General features: G+C 55.7%; 23 protein-coding genes. 5 read left to right on the forward strand and 18 right to left on the reverse strand.

Annotation, left to right across the window (positions count from 1 at the left end; genetic code table 11):
- The first annotated feature begins 1 nt into the window (after position 1).
- Both P3C52_RS03720 and P3C52_RS03725 read left to right on the forward strand, forming a co-directional pair.
- The gene (locus P3C52_RS03720) at positions 2-1,186 is read left to right on the forward strand and encodes an MFS transporter (RefSeq protein WP_275553864.1); all 1,185 of its coding nucleotides are present in this window, start codon (positions 2-4) and stop codon (positions 1,184-1,186) included.
- A gap of 550 nt (positions 1,187-1,736) precedes the next feature.
- Positions 1,737-2,210 (forward strand): hypothetical protein, encoded by a 474-nt coding sequence (locus P3C52_RS03725; RefSeq protein WP_275553865.1) that lies wholly within the window; start codon positions 1,737-1,739, stop codon positions 2,208-2,210.
- Positions 2,211-2,449: 239 nt separating this feature from the next.
- Here P3C52_RS03725 and P3C52_RS03730 read toward each other — a convergent pair whose 3' ends face one another.
- The 4 genes from P3C52_RS03730 to P3C52_RS03745 form a co-directional block, all read right to left on the reverse strand.
- Positions 2,450-4,546: a pyrroloquinoline quinone-dependent dehydrogenase gene (locus P3C52_RS03730; RefSeq protein ID WP_275553866.1), complete on the reverse strand. Its 2,097-nt coding sequence runs from the start codon at positions 4,544-4,546 to the stop codon at positions 2,450-2,452.
- 10 nt (positions 4,547-4,556) lie between these two features.
- Positions 4,557-4,922: a hypothetical protein gene (locus P3C52_RS03735; protein WP_275553867.1), complete on the reverse strand. Its 366-nt coding sequence runs from the start codon at positions 4,920-4,922 to the stop codon at positions 4,557-4,559.
- A 347-nt stretch (positions 4,923-5,269) separates the two neighbouring features.
- Positions 5,270-5,749: a carboxymuconolactone decarboxylase family protein gene (locus tag P3C52_RS03740; RefSeq protein ID WP_275553868.1), complete on the reverse strand. Its 480-nt coding sequence runs from the start codon at positions 5,747-5,749 to the stop codon at positions 5,270-5,272.
- A gap of 14 nt (positions 5,750-5,763) precedes the next feature.
- Positions 5,764-6,369, reverse strand: coding sequence for an NAD(P)H-dependent oxidoreductase (locus tag P3C52_RS03745; RefSeq protein WP_275553869.1), 606 nt, complete (start codon positions 6,367-6,369; stop codon positions 5,764-5,766).
- A gap of 193 nt (positions 6,370-6,562) precedes the next feature.
- On the opposite strand from P3C52_RS03745, the gene P3C52_RS03750 reads away from it, so the two are divergent.
- Positions 6,563-7,942, forward strand: coding sequence for a PLP-dependent aminotransferase family protein (locus P3C52_RS03750; protein ID WP_275553870.1), 1,380 nt, complete (start codon positions 6,563-6,565; stop codon positions 7,940-7,942).
- A 296-nt stretch (positions 7,943-8,238) separates the two neighbouring features.
- Here the strand turns inward: P3C52_RS03750 and P3C52_RS03755 are convergent, their stop codons facing one another.
- The gene (locus P3C52_RS03755; RefSeq protein WP_275553871.1) at positions 8,239-8,640 is read right to left on the reverse strand and encodes a VOC family protein; all 402 of its coding nucleotides are present in this window, start codon (positions 8,638-8,640) and stop codon (positions 8,239-8,241) included.
- Between the two features lie 329 nt (positions 8,641-8,969).
- Between P3C52_RS03755 and P3C52_RS03760 the strand changes: the two genes are divergently transcribed.
- Positions 8,970-9,515 carry an NADPH-dependent FMN reductase gene (locus tag P3C52_RS03760; protein ID WP_275553872.1) on the forward strand — a complete coding sequence of 182 codons (546 nt, stop codon included), beginning with the start codon at positions 8,970-8,972 and terminating at the stop codon, positions 9,513-9,515.
- A 55-nt stretch (positions 9,516-9,570) separates the two neighbouring features.
- Here the strand turns inward: P3C52_RS03760 and P3C52_RS03765 are convergent, their stop codons facing one another.
- Entirely contained in the window at positions 9,571-10,020 is a 450-nt protein-coding gene (locus P3C52_RS03765) for a GNAT family N-acetyltransferase (protein WP_275553873.1), read from the reverse strand.
- 170 nt (positions 10,021-10,190) lie between these two features.
- On the opposite strand from P3C52_RS03765, the gene P3C52_RS03770 reads away from it, so the two are divergent.
- Positions 10,191-10,439, forward strand: a complete 249-nt coding sequence (locus tag P3C52_RS03770; protein ID WP_275553874.1) for a hypothetical protein — start codon at positions 10,191-10,193, stop codon at positions 10,437-10,439.
- 209 nt (positions 10,440-10,648) lie between these two features.
- On the opposite strand, the gene nuoN is transcribed toward P3C52_RS03770, so the two are convergent.
- From nuoN to P3C52_RS03830, 12 genes are all read right to left on the reverse strand, one after another.
- Positions 10,649-12,106 (reverse strand): NADH-quinone oxidoreductase subunit NuoN, encoded by a 1,458-nt coding sequence (gene nuoN / locus P3C52_RS03775; RefSeq protein WP_275553875.1) that lies wholly within the window; start codon positions 12,104-12,106, stop codon positions 10,649-10,651.
- Positions 12,107-12,112: 6 nt separating this feature from the next.
- Positions 12,113-13,633 (reverse strand): NADH-quinone oxidoreductase subunit M, encoded by a 1,521-nt coding sequence (gene nuoM, locus P3C52_RS03780; RefSeq protein WP_275553876.1) that lies wholly within the window; start codon positions 13,631-13,633, stop codon positions 12,113-12,115.
- Positions 13,634-13,759: 126 nt separating this feature from the next.
- A complete protein-coding gene (gene nuoL, locus P3C52_RS03785) occupies positions 13,760-15,595 on the reverse strand; it encodes an NADH-quinone oxidoreductase subunit L (protein ID WP_275553877.1) in 1,836 nt (611 codons plus the stop codon).
- Positions 15,592-15,894, reverse strand: coding sequence for an NADH-quinone oxidoreductase subunit NuoK (nuoK, locus tag P3C52_RS03790; protein WP_013509877.1), 303 nt, complete (start codon positions 15,892-15,894; stop codon positions 15,592-15,594). Before nuoK ends, nuoL begins: the two co-directional genes overlap by 4 nt.
- Positions 15,891-16,448, reverse strand: coding sequence for an NADH-quinone oxidoreductase subunit J (gene nuoJ, locus P3C52_RS03795; protein WP_275553878.1), 558 nt, complete (start codon positions 16,446-16,448; stop codon positions 15,891-15,893). The genes nuoK and nuoJ overlap by 4 nt, the downstream gene beginning before the upstream one ends.
- Before the next feature lie 10 nt (positions 16,449-16,458).
- Positions 16,459-17,001, reverse strand: a complete 543-nt coding sequence (gene nuoI / locus P3C52_RS03800; RefSeq protein ID WP_275553879.1) for an NADH-quinone oxidoreductase subunit NuoI — start codon at positions 16,999-17,001, stop codon at positions 16,459-16,461.
- A 13-nt stretch (positions 17,002-17,014) separates the two neighbouring features.
- Complete coding sequence (nuoH, locus tag P3C52_RS03805; RefSeq protein ID WP_275553880.1) at positions 17,015-17,992, reverse strand: NADH-quinone oxidoreductase subunit NuoH; 978 nt, start codon at positions 17,990-17,992, stop codon at positions 17,015-17,017.
- Positions 17,989-20,709 (reverse strand): NADH-quinone oxidoreductase subunit NuoG, encoded by a 2,721-nt coding sequence (nuoG, locus tag P3C52_RS03810; protein ID WP_275553881.1) that lies wholly within the window; start codon positions 20,707-20,709, stop codon positions 17,989-17,991. Before nuoG ends, nuoH begins: the two co-directional genes overlap by 4 nt.
- A 107-nt stretch (positions 20,710-20,816) precedes the next feature.
- Complete coding sequence (gene nuoF, locus P3C52_RS03815) at positions 20,817-22,163, reverse strand: NADH-quinone oxidoreductase subunit NuoF (protein WP_275553882.1); 1,347 nt, start codon at positions 22,161-22,163, stop codon at positions 20,817-20,819.
- Positions 22,160-22,675 (reverse strand): NADH-quinone oxidoreductase subunit NuoE, encoded by a 516-nt coding sequence (nuoE, locus tag P3C52_RS03820; protein WP_275553883.1) that lies wholly within the window; start codon positions 22,673-22,675, stop codon positions 22,160-22,162. The genes nuoF and nuoE overlap by 4 nt, the downstream gene beginning before the upstream one ends.
- A 2-nt stretch (positions 22,676-22,677) precedes the next feature.
- Entirely contained in the window at positions 22,678-24,477 is a 1,800-nt protein-coding gene (gene nuoC, locus P3C52_RS03825) for an NADH-quinone oxidoreductase subunit C/D (protein ID WP_275553884.1), read from the reverse strand.
- A gap of 119 nt (positions 24,478-24,596) precedes the next feature.
- Complete coding sequence (locus P3C52_RS03830) at positions 24,597-25,271, reverse strand: NADH-quinone oxidoreductase subunit B (RefSeq protein WP_275553885.1); 675 nt, start codon at positions 25,269-25,271, stop codon at positions 24,597-24,599.
- Between the last annotated feature and the right edge of the window lie 8 nt (positions 25,272-25,279).

A 25,279-nucleotide genomic window follows, 5' to 3' on the forward strand; every position in this document is an offset into this window, starting at 1 on the left:
TATGCCATTTGCTCTCTGGGCGCTGGCGATTGGTGCATTCGGTATCGGAACCACTGAATTCATCATTGCCGGCCTGCTTCCCGTTATTGCCGCTGATTTCAGCGTCACTATTCCCGTGGCCGGAAACCTGGCGACGGCCTATGCCCTGGGCGTTTTTGTCGGCGCGCCGGCCCTGATTATTCTTGGCTCAAAAGTCCCCCGTAAAGCCATGCTGGTTTTTCTGATGCTGTTGTTTGTGGCGGGTAACCTCGTCACGGCCTTTGCGCCGAAGCTGGGCATTGCTATTCTTGGCAGGATTATCACGTCCATGACCCACGGCGCCTTTTTTGGCATCGGTTCGATTATTGCCGCAGATATGGTCGCGCCGTCCAGGCGCGTCAGAGCGATTGCCTTTATGTTTATGGGGCTGACCGTGGCGAACCTTATCGGGGTTCCCGCCGGCACCTGGATTGGACAGCATCTCTCATGGCGGGAAGCCTTTATGGCCATTGCCGCGATCGGCGCCATTACGGTTGTCAGCATCGGTATGCTCATCCCGCATCAGCCCCGTCCGGACAACCATAATTTTGCGCATGAGTTTAATGCCTTCCGCAACATTAACGTTCTGCTGGCAATGGGCATCACGGTCTTCGGACCGGGCGCATTTTTTACCTCAATTACCTATATCGCACCCATGATGACCGAGCTGGCAGGGTACAGTGAAAGTAGCCTGGCATGGCTGATGTTGCTGTTTGGTCTGAGGCTGTTTGTCGGCAACCAGCTGGGCGGCAGATATGCCGATCGCGCGCTAATGCCAATGCTTTATGTGACACTGGCCGCTCAGGCCGTCGTTTTGCTGGTATTTAACTTCACCGCCCACAGTCAGGTTATGTCGGCAGTCTGTATTTTCCTGATGGCGGCTTTCGGGTTTGCGACCGTGTCTCCCATCCAGAAACTGGTCATGGATAAAGCGCGGACAGCCGGCGCGCCAACGCTGGCCGCTGCCGTTAATATCGGTCTTTTCAATCTCGGCAATGCCGTCGGTGCCTGGCTGGGCGGTGCGGTTATAGCCGCCGGCTTTGGTCTTCAGGCGCCTAACTGGGCGGGAGCGATACTTTCTGTGATAGCGCTGATTCTGGCGGTTTTATCGGGATTAACTGACAAGACAGGGCATACTGCAGTAGTACATCCGACAGGCAAAGCTTAAGCGCAGTAAATTGTCGTCTAAATAAGCCTGCCAGCATTCTGCTTTTTACAATAAGCAAGGTCCGCTTTTGGCACAAAGCGGACTGACACGCAGGCCTGTGTCCGCTGTGAGCGAAAAGCGGACGTTCGGCATGAGTTCTTCCTGGTGAACAGTAATGCCAGTTAATGGAGTAAATACGTAGCCGCGCGTCTTGACGGCCATACTCCCAGATGATTATCGATGAGGTTTGGCTCGGCAATTAAATGCGGTCCGCATTTTTCAGCCTCACACTTCCGTCATTTCTGCTGTCTCAAGCCGTTTATCTATACTGACTATTACAGTGGTCATTTGCGAAGGCCGCGCCGTAGTCAACATTTTCATTCTGCGGACAAACTAAGACACGCATCGGCTGCAAAAATCTTTATGGCATTGCAAGATGCAACCCAGCGTTCAAAGGAAAAGCGTTTAAATAACGTGACCGTGTAAATGCGTTAATTAAACAGAGTGTCTCTGGCTTACACCCTAACAAAGCTTAAAGAATAAAAACTCTTACTTATCCGGGAGATAATTAATGAAAATAACTAAGTTTGTTTATTCTGCCTTAATTGGCCTTGTCGCCAGCTGCCGTTCCATGACGCCGATGGCGTCCCTCGCTGCAGCACGTGTTGCCGGGCGCGACACATCGGGCAGTCTCCTGCTGCTGGACCGTCCGCTATTCAAATACGGCGCGTTAGCGATGGGTGTAGGTGAACTATTTGGCGACAAGATGAAGTCAGCGCCAGACCGCACCGTGTTTTTGGGCTTGTCAGCACGCGTGGCCAGTGCAGGGATTGCGGGCGCCGCGTTGGCACCCAGCGGAGAAGAAAAAACCGGGGCAGCGATCGCTATCTCTGCCGCTGTGCCACTTGCCTATGCCACGCTTGCGGCACGCAAAAAGGCTATGGCAGGGATGGGACAGACCAGGAGTGGCCTGATTGAAGATACGCTCATTGTCGCTGTCGGTGCAGCAGTGGTCTTCTTCGCAACGCGCCCAAAACGTATTTAAACGTACTCAGTCTTCAAAAGGTACTCTCGGCGAGCAATCATGGAAGGGGCGGTGACTGCTTCTGGTCTGGCAACCGGCAGCGAGTCAGCGAATGGAGGCGGAGTTATACAACCCTGTGCAGAATGGGAAGGCGCGATGACAGGGCTTGCGCCAGACCGGGTAGATTAAAAAGCCTGAACGGGTATAAAAAATGGGGCGCTAAGGCCCCACGCAGTTCTCATTGATAACCTTATTAACGACTACTCAGGCAGAGCGTAAACCACCACCTGGTCGCCCACCTGATCCTTCAGAATAGTATTACCACCCGCGACGAACGCCACATACTGGCGGCCTTTATACTCATAGACCGACGGATTCGCTACCGCAGGTGCTTCAACCTGATCGGACCACAGCTCTTCACCATTATCCACTGAGTAGGCGCGAACTTTGGCATCCATTGAGGCGCCGATAAAGATCACGCCGCCCGCCGTCACTGCCGGGCCGCCGATGGTTGGTGAGCCCCAGCTTTCCGGCATAAAGAAGCCATACTGCTGCGATGCGCCAATTGGACGACGCCACTTCACGTCACCCGTATGCATATCCAGCGCCACGATTTCACCAAATGGCGGCTGCCAGCACGGCATGCCAAGCCAGTTATTCGCCACCATCAGACGCATCCCGTAAGGGGCGCCTTCCTGTGCAGCAAAACCGCTTTCGTTGCCGGAACCATTATCCGCTTTTTCGTAATCTTCGCGGCTGTAGAGCTTCACATACTGCACAATGTGTGAGGTGTTGACGATCGCAATCTGTTTTTGTGGATCGTATGCCACACCGCCCCACTGGACGCCCCCGGCACTGTCTGGATAGGTTAGCGTCCCCTCGCCTTTCGTGGTTGGCGGCGTGTACATACCTTCATAAGACAGCTTATCCCACAGTCGTGAACACTGGCCGGCACCCACAATATCCGCCAGTTTCCAGATTTCCGGTTTTTTCGACTGATCGAGCAGCGGCGCTGGTTTAGTCGGGAATGGCTGCGTTGGCGAAAGAACTTCACCCTGCACCGAACCATCGCCCTGCGGTACAGGACGCTCTTCAATAGGCCAGACATCCTCACCCGTTAGACGGTTCACTACAAACAAAAAGCCCTGCTTGGTAGCCTGAATCAGTGCCGGGATCTGTTTGCCGTTTACGGTGATATCCATCAGCGTCGGTGCAGAGTTAATATCGTAATCCCACACGTCGTGATGCACCCACTGGCGAGACCAGACCACTTTACCGGTATTGATGTCCAGCGCGGTGGTAGAGGTGCCGAGCGGAATAGAATCGACACGGTTACCGCCCCAGTAGTTGGGAGACGGGGATGAGACCGGCAGATAAACCAGGCCATGCGCCTCATCGGCAGACATATGTGTCCAGACATTGGCTGTACCGGTGCGTTTGCGGATTTCTGCCGGAATGGCTTCAAACGTCCATTCACGCTCGCCGGTCTGCGCATTGATTGAAAACACGGTGCCCGGAGGCGCTTCAGCATAAGCCCAGTCCTTGCCAGCCCAGCCCACCAGCAGATGGTTGCCGACTACGGTTGGCGGCTGCAGCACAGATAGCGGGTATTTGGCGTTAACCGTGTTCCACTGATTGAGATTCAGCACGCCATTGTCAGCAAAGTCACTGCACGGCTTACCTGAATCGGCGTCCAGCGCAAAGAGCTTGCCATCGACGGTACCCATATAGACGATCTTCTGACATGCTTGCCCGGCGACCGGGTTTTTCGCCTGCCAGTATGAGACGCCACGGTTTTTCAGTACCGGTTGCGTTAACGCTTTGCGCGAGGATTTAGTGTCATAGTGCCATTTCTCTTTTCCTGTACCGGGATCCAGCGCAATCAGGCGATCAAAAGGTGTACCGATATAGAGCGTCTCGTTGGCAAAAACAGGCGTTGCGGACCAGACGGTGGCGGGAGTGTCACCTTTGCCATCCGAGACATCGCCGGTATGAAATTCCCAAACTTTCGTTAATTTGCTGACGTTATCAGTGGTGATCTGTTTCAGCGGGCTATATTTTTGAGCGTTAAGCTGACCATGAAAGCTGTCCCAGGTGGCAGAAGATGGCACCAGTGATGTCCCTGGATTACTGGCAGATTCAACTTTCTTTCCGTCATTCTTGCCAGTTGATGCATCGCCAGTGGTTTTAGTGGTTCCTGACTCTTGTTGATTGGCCGCATCTACGTTGAGTTTTTCCTGCGTACCCATAGAGGCTTCAGCCGCTTTGTCCTGGGCCTGCAGCGTCAGCGGGGTAACCAGCAGCGCCAGCGCCGTGAAGCTGACTTTCATTAATGGAGCGTATTTATCATTATGCACGGGCGGTTCCTCAGGCGTTGACGCGATGATGATGACGAACGGAATTGCTGCTCAGCGCAATCAGACCAATCAGGCCGACCACCATGGCTGCCGTAATGATGTACTGATGCAGCAGCGCGGCGGCAAAACCAATCCCGCACAACACCACAAGCGTGACAATAATCCAGAAAATACGGGCACCGCGACGGGATGCGCCACGTAAAATAAAGGTCAGTAGCGCCAGTACTGCGCTGGCGATGGCCACACCCAGCGCGCCGATAGTGCCGGTAACGCCGGTGAGTGGCGTCAGCCACGCGTATAAAGCCACCGCGAAGCCGATCACGGCTGCCAGCAGCAGCAGTAAAGTGCCCAGGCGTGAGGGTTGAGATTGCAACATACCAGGAAGTCCCCTACGAAAATGAACAATTAATAACTATGGCGTATCGGTGGGTTTATGCGGATGTTTTTCGCGCAAGGCAATGATTAAAAAGCCAACGTAGCGCGAAGTGCAGCGGCATAGTTCACTGAACGTAACAGAGTATAGAAGAGAGTTTTTTTAACGGGGCTGAACAGGGCTACCGCTCTTTTGTTGTGGCATCGCTCTGCTCGCAACTGAGCAGCCATAAGCGCCGTCTTTGAGAGGTGCCTTTCATGCATGCTGGCCTGTGGGGGAAATCTCACTATCGCCTCAGGCAGCATAGGCGAATATGGTCGCCAGCAGCCTGCGCTACTGGCGGTAAAAAATTAACGCAAGTCGGCACGATCCAGGCCGTAAGCACTATCCAGCGCGCCCGGTGCCATTTGTGACAATATTTGCAGACGATTCCAGGCGTTGATCACCGCAATGCTAAAGGTCAGCTCTGAAATCTCCACTTCAGAGAAGTGTTCGCGCAGTTCGTTGTACAGTGCTTCACTCACACCCTGATCGCCGATGTGGGTCAGGGCTTCGGTCAGCGCCAGTGCCGCTTTCTCTTTGGCGCTGAATAACGGTGATTCGCGCCAAATCGCTACATGATAAAGGCGCAATTCACGCTCCCCGTGCAGTTTCGCCTCTTTAACATGCATATCCAGGCAGAACGCACAGTGATTCAGCTGTGAAGCTCGAATATCCATCAGATGCTTGAGTTTTTTATCCAGCGAGGCTTTACCTAACGCCATGGAAGCATCGCCCAGGGTTTTTGCCAGTGCAGGGATAGTTTTGAAATGGTTCACACGTGATGACATGATGTTTTCCTCTTTTAAAATAAGCGGTCGATGGTTTGCAATGCATGGGGTAAAGCGCTAGCGCGGCTGACGGGATCGTGCGTGCCATCCACGCGAATAAACTGCACGTTGGTAATGCCGATGTATTCAAGCGCCACGCGGATATACGGTGTGAACTGGTCGTCCTGCACAAAGGGCCCGTGGGCAAATACGCTGCCGCTGGCGACGATGCAGTACACCTTTTTGCCGCTGACCAGCCCAACCTTGGTTCCCTCTGGCGTAAAGGCGAACGTGCGTCCGGCACGGGTAATATGATCGAACCAGGCTTTCAGCACTGACGGCAGGCCAAGGTTCCACATCGGTGATGAGATAATCAGGGTGTCGCAGGCAAACAGCTGATCCACCAGCTGTTCTGAGTTCTGTATCGCAGCGAGCTGTGCTTCATTACGTAACGCCGGCTGGGTAAAAAAAGCGCCGATAGTAAAAGCATCAAGATGCGGCAACGGCTGTTGCGCCAGATCCAGCACCGTTTCTTCAAGATCGACATGCTGCGTGCGCAGTTTCTCCACCAGACGTGCAGACGCGGCGCGCGATGCCGATCCAGCCAAATCGGGACTGACTTTAATGTGCAACAGTTTCATCTGTTTCTTCCTCAGGTAGATCGCGATAAAAATGCAGGCCGAGCGCGATCGATCCGACGCGCTGATAAAACGCCTGGGCCCGGGTGTTGTTGATGCTGGATAACGTATTTGATGGCGCTATCTTAAACGGGCATGTCCAGGTAAAAAGGGTCAAAATTAAAGAGAACAGGTAGGACATAGCAGAAAACAGCGCATGGGATACAAAGAGATCTATACCCGTTATCGCCAGCAAATCCTGGCCGGGCAATTAAAACCGGGCGATCGCGTACCGGCGATTCGCGTGCTGGCCAGCGAGCTGCAGGTAGCGCGTAAAACGGTGGAAACCGCTTATGAAATTCTTATTGGCGAAGGCTATTTTGTCAGTCAGGGAGCGAAGGGTACACGCGTCAACCCGGACCTCCAGCTGGCCTCAACAGTCAAGGTCCCCACCGCTGCCCCGCCCCTTTCGCCTAATCTGCCGGTTATCGAAAGCAAAGGCGAACTGCGTCTCGGCATTCCGGCACTGGATGAGTTTCCGCATAAAAAATGGTTACTGATCTCAGGAAAAGCGGCGCGCAGTTTGCGCCCGGAAGAGATGATTATGCCCCCGGTGATGGGCTATCAGCCGCTGCGTGAGGCCATTGCCAGCTACCTCAACATCTCGCGCGGCCTCAATTGCCAGCCGGAGCAGATCTTCATTACCAGCGGCTATCGCGCCAATCTCCGGCTGATTCTGTCAGTGCTGGCACAGCCGAACGATAAAGTGCTGTTTGAAGATCCCGGCTACTTCTTCGGTCAGCAACTGCTAAAGCGAATCGCGCCTAGCCTGCACTATGTGCCGGTAGATCGGCAGGGAGTGGATGTTGATTATCTTCAGCGCTATCACGCCGATGCGCGCTTCGCCATCGTAACGCCGACCCATCAAAGTCCGCTGGCGGTCAGCCTCTCATTACCGCGCAAGCATCAGCTGCTGGCATGGGCGCAGCAAAACAGTAGCTGGATTATTGAGGATGATTACGACGGTGAGTTTCACTACACGCGGAAAGTGATCCCGGCGCTGAAAAGCCTCGATGTGTACGATCGGGTGATCTATACCGGGACGTTCAGCAAAACCATGATGCCTGCGATGCGTATCGGCTACCTGGTGATGCCGCAGGAGACAGTGACGCGCTTTAGCGAACTGGGTGAAATTCTTGAAGCCGGCCTGCCGCTGTTGCCGCAAAAGATCCTCACGCAGTTTCTCAGCGAAGGGCACTTCTACCGCCATATAAAAAAAATGCGCATTCTTTATCAGCAGCGCCGCCGCATGATGCTGGAGGCTATTGAAGCGATCTTTCCGGGGCTGTTTGAATTTGAGCTAACCGATGGCGGCATGCATATTGTTGCTTTCCTGCAACGTGGCATTCAGGACACGGCGCTGGCCGCAATCTGGAGGCAGCATGAACTCTATGTGCGACCACTCTCCAGCTGGTATGCACAATCGCAGAAGCGTTACGGACTGGTGATTGGCTACACCAATATTCAATCATTTGAACAGGCGCAGAAAATTTTGCAGCCTGTGGCGGCAGAAACGTGGGCATTGATGCAGTCGTAACGGAACTCTTTTACAGAAGTAAGGTGCGGCGACCTGCCCGCGCCTGCTGCCTGAAATGGAACGGGATGTTAACCTCATTTCCGGGACGACCGGTCGGTTACCCGGATTGCCATAACATTCATTATTAATCCAAAGCGCTAAGGTTGGCTTCTGGCACATAACGGTTCTCAGAGAGAACACATGATTTTGGTTATGAGCGAAAAGCAGACACAGCGTGTTTTTTGAAGCTTAAGAAAGCTAAAGTCACTCATTCTACTGTTCCGACCACGCATTGAAGGCGCAGCCGGAAAAATGTTCTAGCGTTGCTTGTTCTGATAAAGATCCCAGCGGTTGCCGTAAAGATCTTCAAATACAACGACCGTGCCGTACTCTTCTTCGCGAGGCTCCTGACAAAATGTCACGCCTTTTGCTTTCATGGCATTGTAGTCGCGCCAGAAGTCATCCGTCTGGAGAAACAGAAATACCCGGCCGCCACACTGATTGCCAATAAAGCTTTCCTGCCTCTCGTTTGAGGCTCGGGCCAGAAGAAGGTTGCAGTCGCTTTCTGGATTTGGTGTCACCACGACCCAGCGTTTACCCGGCTGAGGCGTGTCCTCAACAAGCGTAAAGCCCAGCTTGTCCGTATAATATTCAATCGCTCGATCGTAATCATCAACTACTACGGCCACATACCCCATGCATCGCTTCTGCGTTCTCATTTTCTGCTCCGTCAGGTTTCAGGCATAACTGCCTGGACATTTTCTTTTATCACAGATGAACCTTATTCACCGTCTGGATTTTTTAAATACTGACGTCCGCCTCTGGCACAAAGCGGACGTGACTGTTATTTCCGCTCTGAACAGCATGGTTGAACATCTGGCGTATCGTTCTGAAAAAGGGTGCGCAGACGATCGTAATTCGCAAATTCTGTTGAATAAAGCCGGTAAGCAATACGCAGCCGTTTATAACCTGCTTACAATCAGGCGAGACGGCACTGTGGCGCTTATACTTGTTGGCTAACCTTCAGAACGTAAACGGAGAGCAACAGATGAGTGAGAAAAAACATTTTGTGACGCTGGTCGGCAGCCTGCGCAAAGGATCCTTTAACGCGGCGGTCGCGCATACGCTGCCGGAGCTGGCGCCTGAAGGCGTGACCATCAGCCACCTGGGATCGGTGGGCGATTTCCCCCATTACAATGCAGATGTACAGGCGGAAGGCTTTCCGGCGCCAGTCCTGAGCATGGCGGAAGAAATCGCGAAGGCGGATGGCGTGATTATCGTCACGCCGGAATATAACTATTCAGTACCGGGCGTACTGAAAAATGCGCTCGACTGGCTCTCGCGCGTATCGCCCGCGCCCTTTGCCGGTAAGCCGGTACTGATTCAGAGTGCGTCGCCGGGCAACATCGGCGGCGCGCGCGCGCAATATCACCTGCGCCAAATTTTAGTATTTTTTGATGCCCGCGTGATGAATAAACCTGAAGCGATGATTGGCCAAGTCACAGATAAAGTTAAAGATGGCGTGCTGACCGACGAGGCGACGCGCACCTTTCTGAGCAAGCAGCTGCAGGCCTTTACCGACTTTAGCGCCTGATCGGTCGGCGGAGCCGCGCGCTCCGCCCGTTATCACCTGTCTGCTTCCCCGCCGCCTATTTCACCATATCGATATGCGGAATATTGTCTTCCAGATAAACCTCGCCCACCGGCGTAAAACCCATGCGGCCATAGAATGGCTGCAGATGCGCCTGCGCGGAAAGATATTGCTGGTGGCGCGGCCAGTAACGTTCACAGCTCACTAAGACCTGTTCCATCAAACGATAGCCCAGGTGCAGGCCGCGTGCTTCGCTGGTCACAATCACCCGACCGATTTTAACTGGATTGTTTTCATCGAGCGGCGTCAGAATTCGCGCGCAGGCCAGCATTCGACCTTCACCGATGGCAAAGATATGGCGGTTATCGCGCACCAAATCCTGACCATCAATATCTTCATAAGGACATTGCTGCTCCACAATAAAGACACGGTTGCGCAACGCCAGAATTTCATAAAGCTGATGCACGTTGAGCTTGCTGTGATGCAGATCGTACCAGGTTAACTCCATGTTCTTGCCATCCCCTTCCCGTTAACCGACTTGTTCCGATTGAATATTTTACTGGCTAATAATACGTATGATGTCGGCTTAATATAACCTCAATCATCGTGCAAAAATCCAACATCGCTTTAAAAACCAGGGGAAAATAGCCGCGCTTTTATATCGACTGGAGGTTGAAAATGAAAACAATAAAAGCGCTGCTATACGGAACGACATATTTGATCCTGACGCTGACCAGCCCGCTGAGCCTTGCAGACGCCACGCCCTTATCACCCGTTAAACTTACCCCAGGCACCGGCTGGCTCGGGGGGTACTATATTTATAATAACGGCGCTGATACCGGCAGTTTTCCAGCCGTGAGCGAAGCGTCGTTATCAGCAGCATTTTTCCACACCGTGGCTCGGCATAGTCGGACAGTATCGCTATAAGAAAGTAGAGCTGAATGCGCAGGTTAAATATTCTCCCTTCGCCACTGCTCATGACAACGATAAACGCTACTATGGCAGCGCTACGTTTCGCGTCAAAACCCAACGCGGCGACTACGCGTCAGCCAGCCTGACGGCGGGCCTGCAATACCAGTTCTGAACCCATAAAAAAAGCCCTGTAGCGATACAGGGCTTTTTTACGTTCAGGACACTTACATCAGCGGCTGCGCCATCTGCACCAGCGTGATAAGCGGCTGCGGATAAACACCCAACAGCAGTACCAGGATTGCGGAGATCAGCACCACAATGCCGCCTGCGGTAAAGCCCCAGTTGGCGGGCGTATCGCGCGTATGCAGTTCCGGCGGGCTGAGATACAGGCTGACAGTCACACGCAGATAGTAGTAGAGGCCAATAGCGCTGCCTAATACCACCGCGCCGGTCAGCCACCACAGCGAGGCGTTAACGCCCAGCGCGATCACATAGAACTTACCGATAAAGCCCAGCGTCATCGGGATACCGGCCAGCGACAGCATCATCACCGTCATCACTGCCGACAGCACCGGACGATGCCAGAACAGGCCGCGATAAGAGTAAAGCGAATCGGCGTCCGGGCCACGATACGGGCTGGACATCAGGCTTACCACGCCGAACGCACCGATGCTGCTGAACAGGTAACCGGCCAGATAAACGCCAGCGGTTTCCAGCGACATCTGATGCGACTGTACCGCAATCAGCGCAACCAGCAGATAGCCCAGATGCGAGATAGAGGAGTAGCCCAGCAGACGCTTGATGTTGCTCTGACTGATTGCCAGCAGGTTACCAAACAGGATGGAAACCACGGCGATAATCGCCAGCACATTGCGTACTGCTTCGCTGTCGGTCGCCGGCGCGTACATAAACAGACGCATCAGCGCGCCAAAAATGGCGATTTTGCTGGCGGTCGCGAGGAAAGTTGAGACCGGCGCAGGCGCGCCCTGATAGACGTCCGGCGTCCAGAGATGGAACGGCACCAGCGACAGTTTAAAGCCCAGACCGATGATCATCATGCCCAGCCCGGCCAGCAGCAGCGGCTGATGCAGCATGCTGTCGTTCAGACTTTTGCCCAGATTGACGAAGCTCAGGCTGCCTGCGTCGGCATAGATAAGCGCAATGCCAAACAGTAGGAAGGATGAGGCGGCCGCCGACAGAATAGTGTATTTCAGCGCCGCTTCCAGCGAACGTTTTTGACGGAAGGCGTAGCCGATCAAACCAAACAGCGGCAGCGACAGCAGTTCAACACCAATAAACAGCGAGGCCATATGGTTGGCGCTTGCCAGCACCACGCCACCCAGCGCGGCAATCAGCACCAGCAGATAGAACTCGTCGCAGTTATCGCTGAAGCCCTGCAGCCAGGGATAGGCAAAGGTACAGGTTGCCAGGCTCGCCAGCATCACCAGACCGGTATAGAACATCGAGAAGCCGTCCACACGCAGCAGCGGCGTGACGTCCATCGGCCCTGCCTGGCCCACAAACCAGAGTGACAACAGCGCCAGGTTAAGGCCAATCACGGTCAGCGTCGCATTGGCAAAATGGTTGCGTCGCCACGCAATGGACAGCATCACAACCACCACCGTCAATCCGACGATCAACAGCGGCAGCAGCGCGATCAGTTGTTGAGGAGTTATTGTCATGGCGAATTACGGCCTTGTAGTTGAAATTGAAGCGGTAAACCACTGCTGAATGTTGCTCATCGCAGCGTGTGAGGTGTCCAGAATCGGTTGTGGGTAAACCCCCAGCAACACCAGCAGAACCACCAGCACCATGATCATAATGAATTCACGCGCGGACATGCCGCGCAGCGGCGTCTCCGACTTCGGCGCACCGTAATAGGCGCGCTGCATCATGATCAGCGAGTAAACAGAAGCAAACACCAGACCAAAGGTAGCGATAACGATAATGGTCGGCACTACCTGGAAGCTGCCGGTCAGAATCATAAACTCACCGGCAAAGTTACCGGTGCCCGGCATACCGAGATTCGCGACCGCAAAGAACAGTGACAGGCCGGGGATCCATTTGATACGCGACCACAGACCGCCCATTTCACGCATATCGCGTGTGTGCAGACGTTCGTACAGCTGACCGCACAGAATAAACAGCGCCGCCGCTGACAGACCGTGTGCAATCATCTGTACCACCGCGCCCTGGAACGCCAGCTGGTTGCCGGTATAGATAGCAATCAGCACGAAGCCCATATGGGAAATGGAGGTGTAGGCGATTAAACGTTTAATATCGGTCTGAGAGAAGGCCATCCAGGCGCCATAGAAGATGCCGATAATCCCCAGCCACATGGCAATCGGCGCAAACTCCGCCGAGGCATTCGGGAACAGCGGCAGGCTAAAGCGCAGCAGACCGTAGGCGGCGGTTTTCAACAGAATACCGGCCAGATCCACGGAGCCTGCGGTTGGTGCCTGACTGTGCGCATCCGGCAGCCAGCCGTGTAGTGGTACCACCGGCATTTTTACCGCGAAGGCGATAAAGAAGCCGAGCATCAGCAGATATTCAACCGTCTGCGACATTGGCGTATGCAGCAGCACTTCATAGTTGAAGCTCCAGACGCCGGTCGCACGGTAATGCACAAACACCAGGCCCAGAATGGCGATCAGCATCACCAGGCCGGATGCCTGGGTATAAATAAAGAACTTGGTTGCAGCGGTAATACGCGTTTTACCGTCGGACGCCTTATGACCCCAGAGCGCGATGAGAAAATACATCGGCACCAGCATCATTTCCCAGAAGAAGAAGAACAGGAACATATCGATGGCCAGGAACACACCGATTACACCACCAAGGATCCACATCAGGTTGAGGTGGAAAAAGCCCTGATACTTCTCAATCTCATTCCAGGAACAGAGCACCGCCATCAGGCCCAGCAGGCCGGTCAGCACCACCATCAGCAGCGACAGACCATCCAGCGCAAGGTGGAAAGCGATGCCGAAGCGCGGGATCCAGGGAACAGAAAACTCAGACTGCCATTGCGGAATGCCCGCCGCCTGGGTCAGTGAATAGCCTCTCTGCAACCAGAGTTGCAGCGAAAGCGCCAGCGTCAAGCCCATCGTAATCAGGGCAATCCAGCGCGGCGTCTTCGCGCCTAAGCGCTCAGCCAGCCAGCACAGAAAGCCGCCGACAAACGGGATAACAATTAGCCAAGGTAATAACATGGCGGTTACGGTCCCTTTTCCAGTCCTGCATGAGCCGCCGGTAAACATTACCGGTCACGCCCAACCTCAGGTTTTTTCACAAGCTTATCGGGTGGGATGCGGCGAGCCGCATCCCGCTCACTAACCTTACATCACCAGCAGCAGCGCCAGCACCACAACGGCGCCCACGCTCATGGAAGCGACATACCAGCGCAGATAACCATTCTCGCTTACCACCAGCCCTTTATTCGCCAGGCGTGAAACCAGAGCTGGCGTATTCATCAGGGCATTCAGCGGATCGCGCGACAGTAGCCAGGCGATGCCCAAATAAGGCTTAACGAAAATTTTGTCATACAGCCAGTCGAAGCCCCAGGCGGCAAACCACCAGGTGCCGAAGAAGCGGCCCGGCGCACTGCGCGCCACGCTGGACACCAGCGAACGCTTGCCAAGCCACAGCCAGGCAGCGATCAGGATACCGACAATCGCCACCACGCCCGATGCGATCTCCAGCCCCATTTTGCCCGCTTCGCCATGTTCGCTTGCAGGCAGAACGCCAGCCAGCGGCGGCGTAATCAGCGCGCCAATAAAGGTGGACAGCACCAGCAGCACAATCAGCGGCAGATGATGGGTAATGCCTTTGCCCGCGTGCGCATGAATTTTTTCTTCGCCGTGGAAGACGATAAAAATCATGCGGAAGGTGTAGACAGAGGTCAGGAAAGCACCGACCAGTCCGGCAACCATCAGGTTGACGTGACCGTTAGCCAGCGCGCCGAACAAAATCTCATCCTTACTGTAGAAGCCAGCGGTGACCAGCGGCAGCGCAGCCAGCGCGGCGCCACCCACCAGGAAGCAGACATAAACCAGCGGAATGCTTTTACGCAGGCCGCCCATTTTGAAAATGTTCTGCTCGTGATGACAGGCCAGAATCACCGAACCGGATGAGAGGAACAGCAGCGCCTTGAAGAACGCATGGGTCATCAGGTGGAAAATCGCTGCATCCCACGCCTGCACGCCCAGCGCCAGGAACATATAACCGATCTGGCTCATGGTTGAGTAAGCCAGCACGCGCTTGATGTCGGTTTGCACCAGCGCGGCGAAGCCCGCCAGCACCAGCGTGACCGCACCGACGATGCCGACCAGATGCAGCACTTCCGGCGTCATCAGGAACAGACCGTGGGTACGGGCGATCAGGTAAACGCCCGCGGTCACCATGGTTGCCGCGTGGATCAGCGCAGAAACCGGCGTCGGGCCCGCCATCGCATCGGCCAGCCAGGTTTGCAGCGGCAGCTGTGCGGATTTACCGACCGCACCACCCAACAGCATCAGCGTCGCCCATTGCAGCATATGGTTATCAGTGGCAAAGTGCGCCGGCGCCAGTTCGACCATTTCGCGGAAGTTCAGCGTGCCCAGCTCGTTGTAGAGAATGAACAGCGCGAACGCGAGGAATACGTCGCCGACACGGGTAATGATAAACGCCTTCATCGCCGCCTTGCCGTTATCTGGATTGGTGTAATAGAAACCAATCAGCAGATAAGAGCAGAGGCCCACGCCTTCCCAGCCGAGGTACATCAGCAGCAGGTTATCGGCCAGCACCAGAACCACCATGCTGGCGATAAACAGGTTGGTATAGGCGAAGAAGCGTGAATAGCCCTCTTCCCCGCGCATATACCAGGAGGCGAACATATGGATAAAGAAGCCGACGCCGGTCACTACCGACAGCATGGTGAACGACAGGCCGTCCAGCGTCAGGGTAACGCCGATGTTAAAGTTGCCGACCTGCATCCAGGTCCACAGCGCCTGGGTAAACAGCGCTTTGCCGTTGGCAAAGAAATCGATGCCAACGTAGAGCGTGACCAGCGCCGCCAGACCAATGGAGCCCACGCCCACTGTAGCAGACAGGTTTTCTGACCAGCGGCCGCGGGAAAACGCCAGCAGCAAGAAGCCGATCAGCGGCAGCAGTATGGTTAAGTAAAGAAGATTCATCCGCGCATCTCGCTCACTGTGTCAATGTTCAGGGTTTGACGACGGCGGTAGAGCTGCAGCAGCAGCGCCAGGCCAATGCTGGCCTCGGCTGCGGCAAGGCTGATCGCCAGGATATACATCACCTGGCCATCCGCCTGCCCCCAGTAGCTTCCCGCCACCACTAACGCCAGAGCCGCGGCGTTAATCATGATTTCCAGACCGATTAACATAAACAGCAGATTGCGACGCAGTACTAGCGAAGTCAGTCCGAGGACAAACAGCACGGCGGCCAGAATCAGTCCATGTTGCAGAGGGATCATGCGCGCTCCTCCTTAGTTTTTGCTTCGGCAGCATCACTGACGCGGTTGCTCAGCACTTCGCCGTGACGATCTTCACGTCCGATATGGAACGCGACCACCAGCCCCGCCAGCAGCAGCATGGAAGCCAGTTCCACCGCCAGAACGTAAGGACCAAACAGGCTGATACCGACCGCTTTCGCATCGATAACCGTGCCGTCAATGCCCTGATCGTTAGCCGTCATAATGGCGTAGACCAGCACCACCAGCAGCAGCAGCGATACCAGGCCCGGGCCAATCCACAGCGAAGGCTGCAGCCACTGGCGCTCCTGCTCTTCTACCGTTTTGCCGAGGTTGAGCATCATCACCACGAAGACGAACAGCACCATAATGGCGCCCGCATAGACGATGATCTCCAGCGCGCCGGCAAAGTAAGCGCCGAGCGAGAAGAAGACGCCGGCAACCGACAGCAGCGAGACGATCAGGTACAGCAACGCATGTACCGGGTTGGTGTGGGTAATCACGCGAAGCGTGGTTAGCACCGCCACCAGACCACAAAGATAAAACGCAAATTCCATGCCTGGCTCCTTAAGGTAACAAGCCTTTGACGTCGATGGGTTTGGCTTCGTTTTCCGCTTCGCCCTTGTCTTTCCCTTCGATCGCCATGCCTGCCATACGGTAGAAGTTGTATTCCGGGTATTTGCCCGGCCCTGAAATCAACAGGTCTTCTTTCTCGTACACCAGATCCTGACGCTTGAACTCGCCCAGTTCGAAATCCGGCGTTAGCTGGATCGCGGTGGTCGGGCAGGCCTCTTCGCACATGCCGCAGAAAATGCAGCGTGAAAAGTTGATGCGGAAGAACTCCGGGTACCAGCGGCCATCAACCGTCTCAGCCTTCTGCAGCGAAATGCAGCTGACCGGACAGGCCACGGCGCACAGGTTACAGGCAACGCAACGTTCCGCGCCGTCGGGATCGCGCGTCAGCACGATGCGTCCGCGATAACGGGGCGGCAGATAGACCGGCTCTTCCGGGTACATCTGGGTTTCGCGCTTCGCGAAGGCATGCAGGCTCATTAACCAGATACTGCGTACCTGGGTGCCGAAACCGACAATAATGTCTTTTAATGTCATGGTTACAACCCCTTTACTGCGCGTTGTACAGAATCACTGCGGCAGTCGCCAGCAGGTTCAACAGCGTCAACGGCAGACATACTTTCCAGCCGAACGACATCACCTGGTCATAGCGCGGACGCGGCAGCGCAGCACGAATCAGAATAAACATCATCATGAAGAACGCCGTTTTAATCGCGAACCAGATAAAGGGCGGCAGCCATGGACCGTGCCAGCCGCCAAAGAACAGCGTCACAATTAGCGCCGAAACGGTGGTAATCGCCACATATTCGCCGACGAAGAACAGACCGAACTTCATACCGGAATATTCGATGTGGTAACCATCCGCCAGCTCCTGCTCCGCTTCCGGCTGGTCGAACGGGTGGCGGTGACAAACCGCGACGCCAGCAATACAGAAGGTAATGAAGCCGAAGAACTGCGGAATGATATTCCACAGGTGCGTCTGGCTGTTGACGATGTCGTTCATATTGAACGAGCCCGCCTGCGCCACTACGCCCATCAGCGACAGGCCGAGGAACACTTCGTAGCTCAGCGTCTGCGCAGAGGCGCGCATCGCGCCCAGCAGCGAGTATTTGTTATTACTCGCCCAGCCCGCGAACAGCACCGCATAAACTGCCAGGCCCGCCATCATCAGGAAGAACAGCAGACCGATGTTCAGGTCTGTGACACTCCAGGTCGGGCTGACCGGCACGATGGCAAAGGCTAACAGCAGCGAGACAAAGGCGATAACTGGCGCCAGGGTGTAAATAAAACGGTCGGTGAACGGCGGGATCCAGTCCTCTTTAAAGAACATTTTGATCATATCCGCTACCAGCTGCAGCGAGCCGCCCCAGCCGACACGGTTAGGCCCGTAGCGGTTCTGGAACAGACCGAGCAGACGACGCTCGGCGAAACTCATAAAGGCGCCGCAGGAGACCACCACCAGCAGGATGACGATCGCCTTCAGGATGCCCAGCAGAATATCGATAACATCCGGTGTCAACCAGCTCATTGTGCCGCCTCCCGCAGAGTGTCAATGTTGGCGCCTGACAGGAACGGCGGTACGCCCGGCATGCCGAGCGGCAGACCCACCTGCCCTGCCTGTAGCGCTTCGGAGAAGCGGACTGGCAAGCGCAGCGTTTCGCCGGCGCAGCTGAACTCTACCGCTGATCCGGCATTAACGCCGAGCGTGGCGGCGTCGGCCGGGTTAATCACCACCGCAGGCTGCGGCATGCGCTGCTGAATAACCGGCGCGCGCTGCGTCATCTCTTCGCTGCCGAACAGGTTGTAGTAAGGCGCCACACGCCAGCCGCCGTTGCGGGCAAAAGCTGTCGGCACGCGCGTAAACCAGTCAAGCTGGCCCGCCGCCTCAAACAAACGCACGCCCGGATCGCCGTTGCGCAGATGGCCGCCGACTTCATCCTGGAACTTGTTCCACGCCTGCGGTGAGTTCCAGCCTGGCGCCCAGGCGAACGGAATCTCAGAGCGCGGCGCGCTCGGCTGGTTGTTCCCTTCCATGGAGAAGGAGAACATGGTGTCCTTATCCTGCGGCTGACGCGGCTCATGCACGCTGATATTGGCGCGTGCGGCGGTACGGCCGCTGGAGCGATGCGGCGAACGCGACAGCTTCTGTCCGCGAATGCGGAAGGAGGCGTCCGGCGCGGCATCTTTAATGCCTTTCAACTGCGGGAACGCGGCAATCACGGCATCGATCACGTGATCCAGCTGCGTCCAGTCAACGTGGCGGCTTTCCAGCGTGCTGTGCAGCGAATGCAGCCAGCGCCAGCTTTCCAGCATCACTATCTTGTTGTCGTAGTAAGCAGGATCGTAAACCTGGAAGAAGCGCTGGGCGCGGCCTTCCTGGTTAATCAGCGTGCCATCGCTTTCGGCAAAGCTGGCGCCTGACAGAATCAGTCCCGCTTTTTCCAAAGTGGCGGTGCGCTGATGATCGACCACGATAATGTTGTCGGCGTTGCGTAGCGCAGCATCAACCCGTGCTTTCGGCGCGTGACGATAGAGATCGTTTTCCAGGATGACTACCGCATCGGCGCTGCCGTTTTCCAGCTGCTCCAGCGCGTCATCCAGGGTTGCGCCGCCCATCATGCCAAGACCGACGCTGTTCGCCGCCGAAGCCAGCAGCGTAATGCCGACGTCGGCGCCACGCCCTTTCAGCGCTTTCGCCACGTTGGCCGCCGCTTCGATCATCGCTTCGCTGCCGGCGTGCGTACCGGAGATAATCAGCGGTTTTTTCGCGCCAGCTAACGCCTGCACGATCACGTCCAGTTTGCCGTTCAGCGCGCTGTCGAAATCGCTAACCGCCGGTGCGCTTTCATCCAGCGCATGGGCGATGGCGAAGCCAAGACGCGCCTGATCTTCAACCGGGGCGCGGTAGCTCCAGGCTGCAATATCATCCAGACGGGTTTCATCAACGTTAGTGACAAACAGCGGATGTTTAGCGTGCTGACCGATGTTCATGATCGCCGCAATCTGCCAGTCGGCGACTTTCTGCGCCGCCGCCATTTCGCGCGCTTTGCCTTTTACCGCCTGACGCACCGCCAGCGCGACGCGCGCGCCGGTCTGGGTCAAATCTTCGCCCAGCACCAGCACCGCATCGTAGCTTTCGATTTCACGCAGCGCAGGCGTGTGAATGCCGCCTTCGCGCAGCACTTTCAGCATCAGTTCCAGACGCGCCTGCTCCCCTGCCGGCATGCCGGTTGAGAAGTTTGCCGCGCCCACTAACTCGCGCAGCGCAAAGTTGCTTTCGACGCTGGCGCGCGGAGAGCCGATCCCGATCACTTTTTTCGCCTGGCGCAGAATATCTGCCGCGCCCTGCATCGCCTGTTCAGCGTTCAGCGCCACCCAGTTATCGCCACGGCGCTGCATCGGCTGGCGTGGACGATCTTTGCGGTTAACGTAGCCATAGCCGAAGCGGCCGCGATCGCAGAGGAAATAGTGATTTACGCTGCCGTTATAGCGGTTTTCAATACGGCGCAGTTCGCCATAGCGTTCACCGGGGCTGGTGTTACAGCCGACGCTGCACTGCTGGCAGATGCTCGGCGCGAACTGCATATCCCATTTACGGTTATAGCGTTCGGAGTGGGTTTTATCGGTGAAGACGCCGGTCGGACAGATTTCTACCAGGTTGCCGGAGAATTCGCTTTCCAGCGTGCCATCTTCCGGGCGACCGAAGTAGACGTTGTCGTGCGCGCCGTAGACGCCGAGATCTTTACCGTCCGCGTAATCTTTGTAATAACGCACGCAGCGATAGCAGGCGATACAGCGGTTCATCTCATGAGAGATAAACGGCCCAAGGTCCTGATTGCGGTGAGTACGCTTGGTGAAGCGATAGCGGCGGAAACTGTGGCCGGTCATGACCGTCATATCCTGAAGATGGCAGTTGCCACCCTCTTCACAGACCGGGCAATCGTGCGGATGGTTGGTCATCAGCCACTCAACCACGCTTTCACGGAACTCTTTCGCTTCGCCATCGTCAATGGAAATAAAGGTGCCGTCGGCAGCGGGCGTCATGCAGGACATGACGAGGCGACCGCGGGTATCCTCAGCGTTTTGATATTGCTTTACCGCGCACTGGCGGCAGGCGCCCACGCTTCCCAGCGCCGGGTGCCAGCAAAAATAAGGAATATCCAGGCCAAGGGAGAGACACGCCTGTAGCAGGTTGTCTGCACCATCCACCTCATATTCTTTACCGTCTACATGAATTGTAGCCATAGTGAACATGCTTCCGTAAGGCTCGGCAGAACCGAGCGTTAAACATAAATTTTGGCTATATATCTCGCGCTATGGCGCGACAGGATCGCTTTAGCGATCCGTTATAGTTACCAGCGCGCTTTCAGCAGGTTTGGCTGGATACCGTTAATGGCTCGTGTGTTGCCAAACACCTGCGGCGCAATGCCAGCTTCAAACTCTTCACGGAAATATTTAATCGCGCTCTGTAAAGGCTCAACCGCGCCCGGTGCATGGGCGCAAAAGGTTTTGCCTGGGCCCAGCTGGCGGCACAGCTGCTGCAGCGTTTCAATATCGCCCGGCTGCCCTTTGCCCTGCTCCAGCGCGCGCAGAATTTTCACGCTCCACGGCAGGCCATCGCGACAAGGCGTACACCAGCCGCAGGATTCACGGGCAAAAAACTCTTCCAGATTGCGCACCAGCGAAACCATATTGATTTCGTGGTCGACGGCCATCGCCAGCGCGGTGCCGAGACGGCTGCCCGCCTTACCAATGCTGGCGAACTCCATCGGCAGATCAAGATGCTCCCCGGTCAGGAAATCGGTCCCGGCGCCGCCCGGCTGCCAGGCTTTGAATTTCAGTCCGTCACGCATTCCGCCCGCGTAATCTTCGAGGATTTCGCGCGCCGTAATACCAAACGGCAGCTCCCATACGCCCGGATTTTTAACCCGACCGGAGAAGCCCATCATTTTGGTGCCCGCGTCTTCGCTCTTCGACAGCCCTTTGTACCACTCCACGCCGTTAGCCAGGATGGCCGGCACGTTGGACAAGGTTTCCACGTTGTTTACGCAAGTCGGCTTGCCCCAGACGCCAGCGGATGCCGGGAACGGTGGCTTGGAGCGCGGATTCGCGCGGCGGCCTTCCAGCGAGTTGATCAGCGCTGTCTCTTCGCCACAGATATAGCGGCCAGCGCCGGTATGCACAATCAGCTCGAAGTCAAAACCGGTGCCGAGAATGTTTTTGCCGAGGAAGCCCGCTTCGGTAGCTTCCGCGATCGCACGGCGCAGATGCACCGCCGCTTCAATATATTCGCCGCGCAGGAAGATATAGCCGCGATACGCTTTCAGCGCGAAGGCGCTGATCAGCATGCCTTCTACCAGCTGGTGAGGCATTTGCTCCATCAGCAGACGGTCTTTATAGGTGCCCGGCTCCATTTCATCAGCGTTACACAGCAGGTAACGGATGTTCATGGATTCATCTTTCGGCATCAGACTCCACTTCAAACCGGTGGAGAAGCCTGCGCCGCCGCGCCCTTTCAGACCGGAATCCTTAACCAGCGCGACGATTTCGTCAGGCGCCAGGCCTTTTAACGCTTTTTCCGCGCCGGCATAACCGTTTTTGCTGCGGTATTCGTCAAACCAGACCGGCTGTTTGTCGTCGCGCATACGCCAGGTGAGCGGATGCGTTTCCGCAGTACGAATGATCTCTTTAACTGTCATTGATACTGCTCCAGTAACGAGGAAATAGATTCCGGCGTCAGGTGAACATGGGTATCTTCATCCACCATCATGGTCGGGCCTTTATCACAGTTACCGAGGCAACAGGTCGGCAGCAAGGTAAAACGACCGTCCGCCGTGGTCTGGCCGGGCTTGATGTTCAGCGACTGCTCTAACGCCGCCTGAATGCCCTGATAGCCGGTAATATGACAAACCACGCTGTCGCAATAGCGAATAACGTGGCGGCCAACCGGCTGACGGAAAATCTGGCTGTAAAAAGTGGCAACGCCTTCCACATCGCTGGCGGGAATGCCCAGCACCTCGGCGATAGCATTGATGGCACCATCCGGCACCCAGCCGCGCTGTTTCTGCACGATCTTCAGCGCTTCGATAGAGGCTGCGCGTGCATCTTCATAATGGTGTTTTTCATGCTCAATCGCGTCGCGTTCTGCCGCACTCAGCTCAAAGACCTCAGTCGGGTCGATCGTTTCGATGGCAATTTTTTGATCGTGCATAATTAGCGGTCCACGTCTGACATAACAAAATCGATACTACCCAGGTAAACGATCAGGTCGGATACCAGGCTGCCGCGGATCACCGAAGGGATCTGCTGCAAATGCGGGAAGCTTGGCGTACGAATACGCGTGCGATAGCTCACGGTGCTGCCGTCGCTGGTCAGGTAGTAACTGTTGATACCCTTCGTCGCTTCGATCATCTGGAAAGATTCATTGGCTGGCATCACTGGCCCCCAGGAAACCTGCAGGAAGTGGGTGATCAGCGTTTCAATGTGCTGTAACGTGCGCTCTTTCGGCGGCGGCGTCGTCAGCGGATGATCGGCTTTGAACGGGCCGGCCGGCATGTTGTTCAGGCACTGCTCCAGAATGCGCAAGCTCTGCCACATCTCTTCCACTTTCAGCATTACGCGGGTATAGGCATCACTGACGCCGCTGCCCACCGGGATCTCAAAATCGAAGTTTTCGTAGCCGGAATAGGGACGCCATTTACGCACGTCGAAATCAAGGCCGGTCGCGCGCAGACCCGCGCCGGTGGTGCCCCAGGCCAGCGCTTCATCTTTGCCATAAGCCGCCACGCCTTTGGCGCGTCCGACCAGCACGCTGTTTCTCAGCGCCACGGTCTCATATTCCTTCAGACGCTTCGGCATCCAGTCGAGGAACTCACGCAGCAGACGCTCCCAGCCGTTCGGCAGGTCGTGCGCGACACCGCCGATACGGAACCAGGCCGGATGCATACGGAAACCGGTAATCGCCTCAACCACATCGTAAATTTTCTGACGGTCGGTAAAGGCGAAGAACACCGGCGACATGGCACCGACGTCCTGAATAAAGGTCGAGATATAGAGTAGATGGCTGTTGATACGGAACAGCTCGGACAGCATTACGCGAATCACGTTAACGCGATCCGGCACCACAATGCCCGCCAGCTTTTCTACCGCCAACACATAAGGCATCTCATTGACGCAGCCGCCGAGATACTCCACGCGATCGGTATAAGGAATGTAGCTGTGCCAGGACTGGCGCTCGCCCATTTTCTCCGCGCCGCGATGGTGGTAACCGATATCAGGCACGCAGTCGACAATCTCTTCACCGTCCAGCTGCATCACAATACGGAACGCACCGTGCGCTGACGGGTGGTTCGGGCCGAGGTTGAGGAACATAAAGTCCTCGTTTTCGGTACCGCGCTTCATGCCCCACTCTTCCGGCTTGAAACGCAGCGCTTCCATCTCCAGATCTTCTTTCTGCTTCGTCAGCTCGAACGGATCGAATTCGGTGGCGCGCGCCGGGTAATCTTTCCGCAGCGGGTGGCCTTCCCAGGTCGGCGGCATCATGATGCGCGTCAGATGCGGGTGCCCTTCAAAGGTGACGCCAAACATCTCCCAGGTTTCACGCTCATACCAGTTGGCGTTAGGGAAGAGTTTGGTAAAGGTCGGCAGGCGCAGATCGTTTTCGGACAATGCCACCTTGAGCATAATGTCGCGATTGCGCTCAATAGAGAGCAGATGATAGAAAACAGAATAATCAGCGGCAGGCAGGCCCTGACGGTGGGTGCGCAGACGCTCATCCATGCCGTGCAGGTCATACAGCATTACATAGGGTTTCGGCAGCTTACGCAGAAATTCCCCAATTTCCAGTAACTGTTCACGTTTCACCCAAACCACCGGAATGCCGGTGCGGGTTGACTGAACGGTAAAGGCATCCGGCCCAAAACGGTTACGCAACTCGCCGATCACTGGATCATCCAGATGATCCCGGGTTTGCCATGCAGGCTGAGCGAGATCTTGCGTGGTCAAATCTGTCATACGTTACTCACCATTCTGGCCTGAAAACAGGCGCGAAGTCGTTGGTGTCAGGATGAGGTGCGCGCGTTGGTTGGTAGTATTATTGCGCAGCAGTCAGGCCCCATCCATAAACAGTTGATTTAAATTTCGTCGGGCGTACGCAGGTTAGTTACCGCAATACGATCGTCGCGCTTCCTTTCGCGCTCGGACTGCATGTTGGCGCGGTAAACGCCCTGATCGCCAACGACCCACGAAAGCGGGCGACGTTCTTTACCAATCGATTCCTGTAGCAGCAACAGCGCCTGCATATAGGCTTCCGGGCGTGGCGGGCAGCCAGGAATGTAAACGTCCACCGGCAGGAATTTATCCACGCCCTGCACCACGGAATAGATGTCATACATGCCGCCGGAGTTGGCGCAGGCGCCCATGGAGATCACCCATTTCGGCTCCAGCATCTGATCGTACAAACGCTGAATAACCGGGGCCATTTTGGTAAACGGCGTACCGGCAACTACCATAAAGTCTGCCTGACGTGGCGAGGCGCGAATAACTTCGGAGCCAAAGCGGGCAACGTCATGAACGGACGTAAAAGAGGTGGTCATTTCCACATAACAACAGGAAAGGCCGAAGTTAAACGGCCAGAGTGAGTTCTTGCGACCCCAGTTCACCATGTCATGTAGCGCATGTTCCAGTTTGCCCATATAAACGCTGCGGTGGACATGCTGCTCGAGTGGGTCGGAAACGATCTCCTGTTTTTGCAGGGGATAACGGTCATTCTCACCGTTGGGGTCTATGCGGGTGAGCGTATAGTCCATCTTAATGC

Origin of the sequence: Mixta sp. Marseille-Q2659, from assembly GCF_940807255.1 — a bacterium.
Taxonomy (GTDB): domain Bacteria; phylum Pseudomonadota; class Gammaproteobacteria; order Enterobacterales; family Enterobacteriaceae; genus Mixta.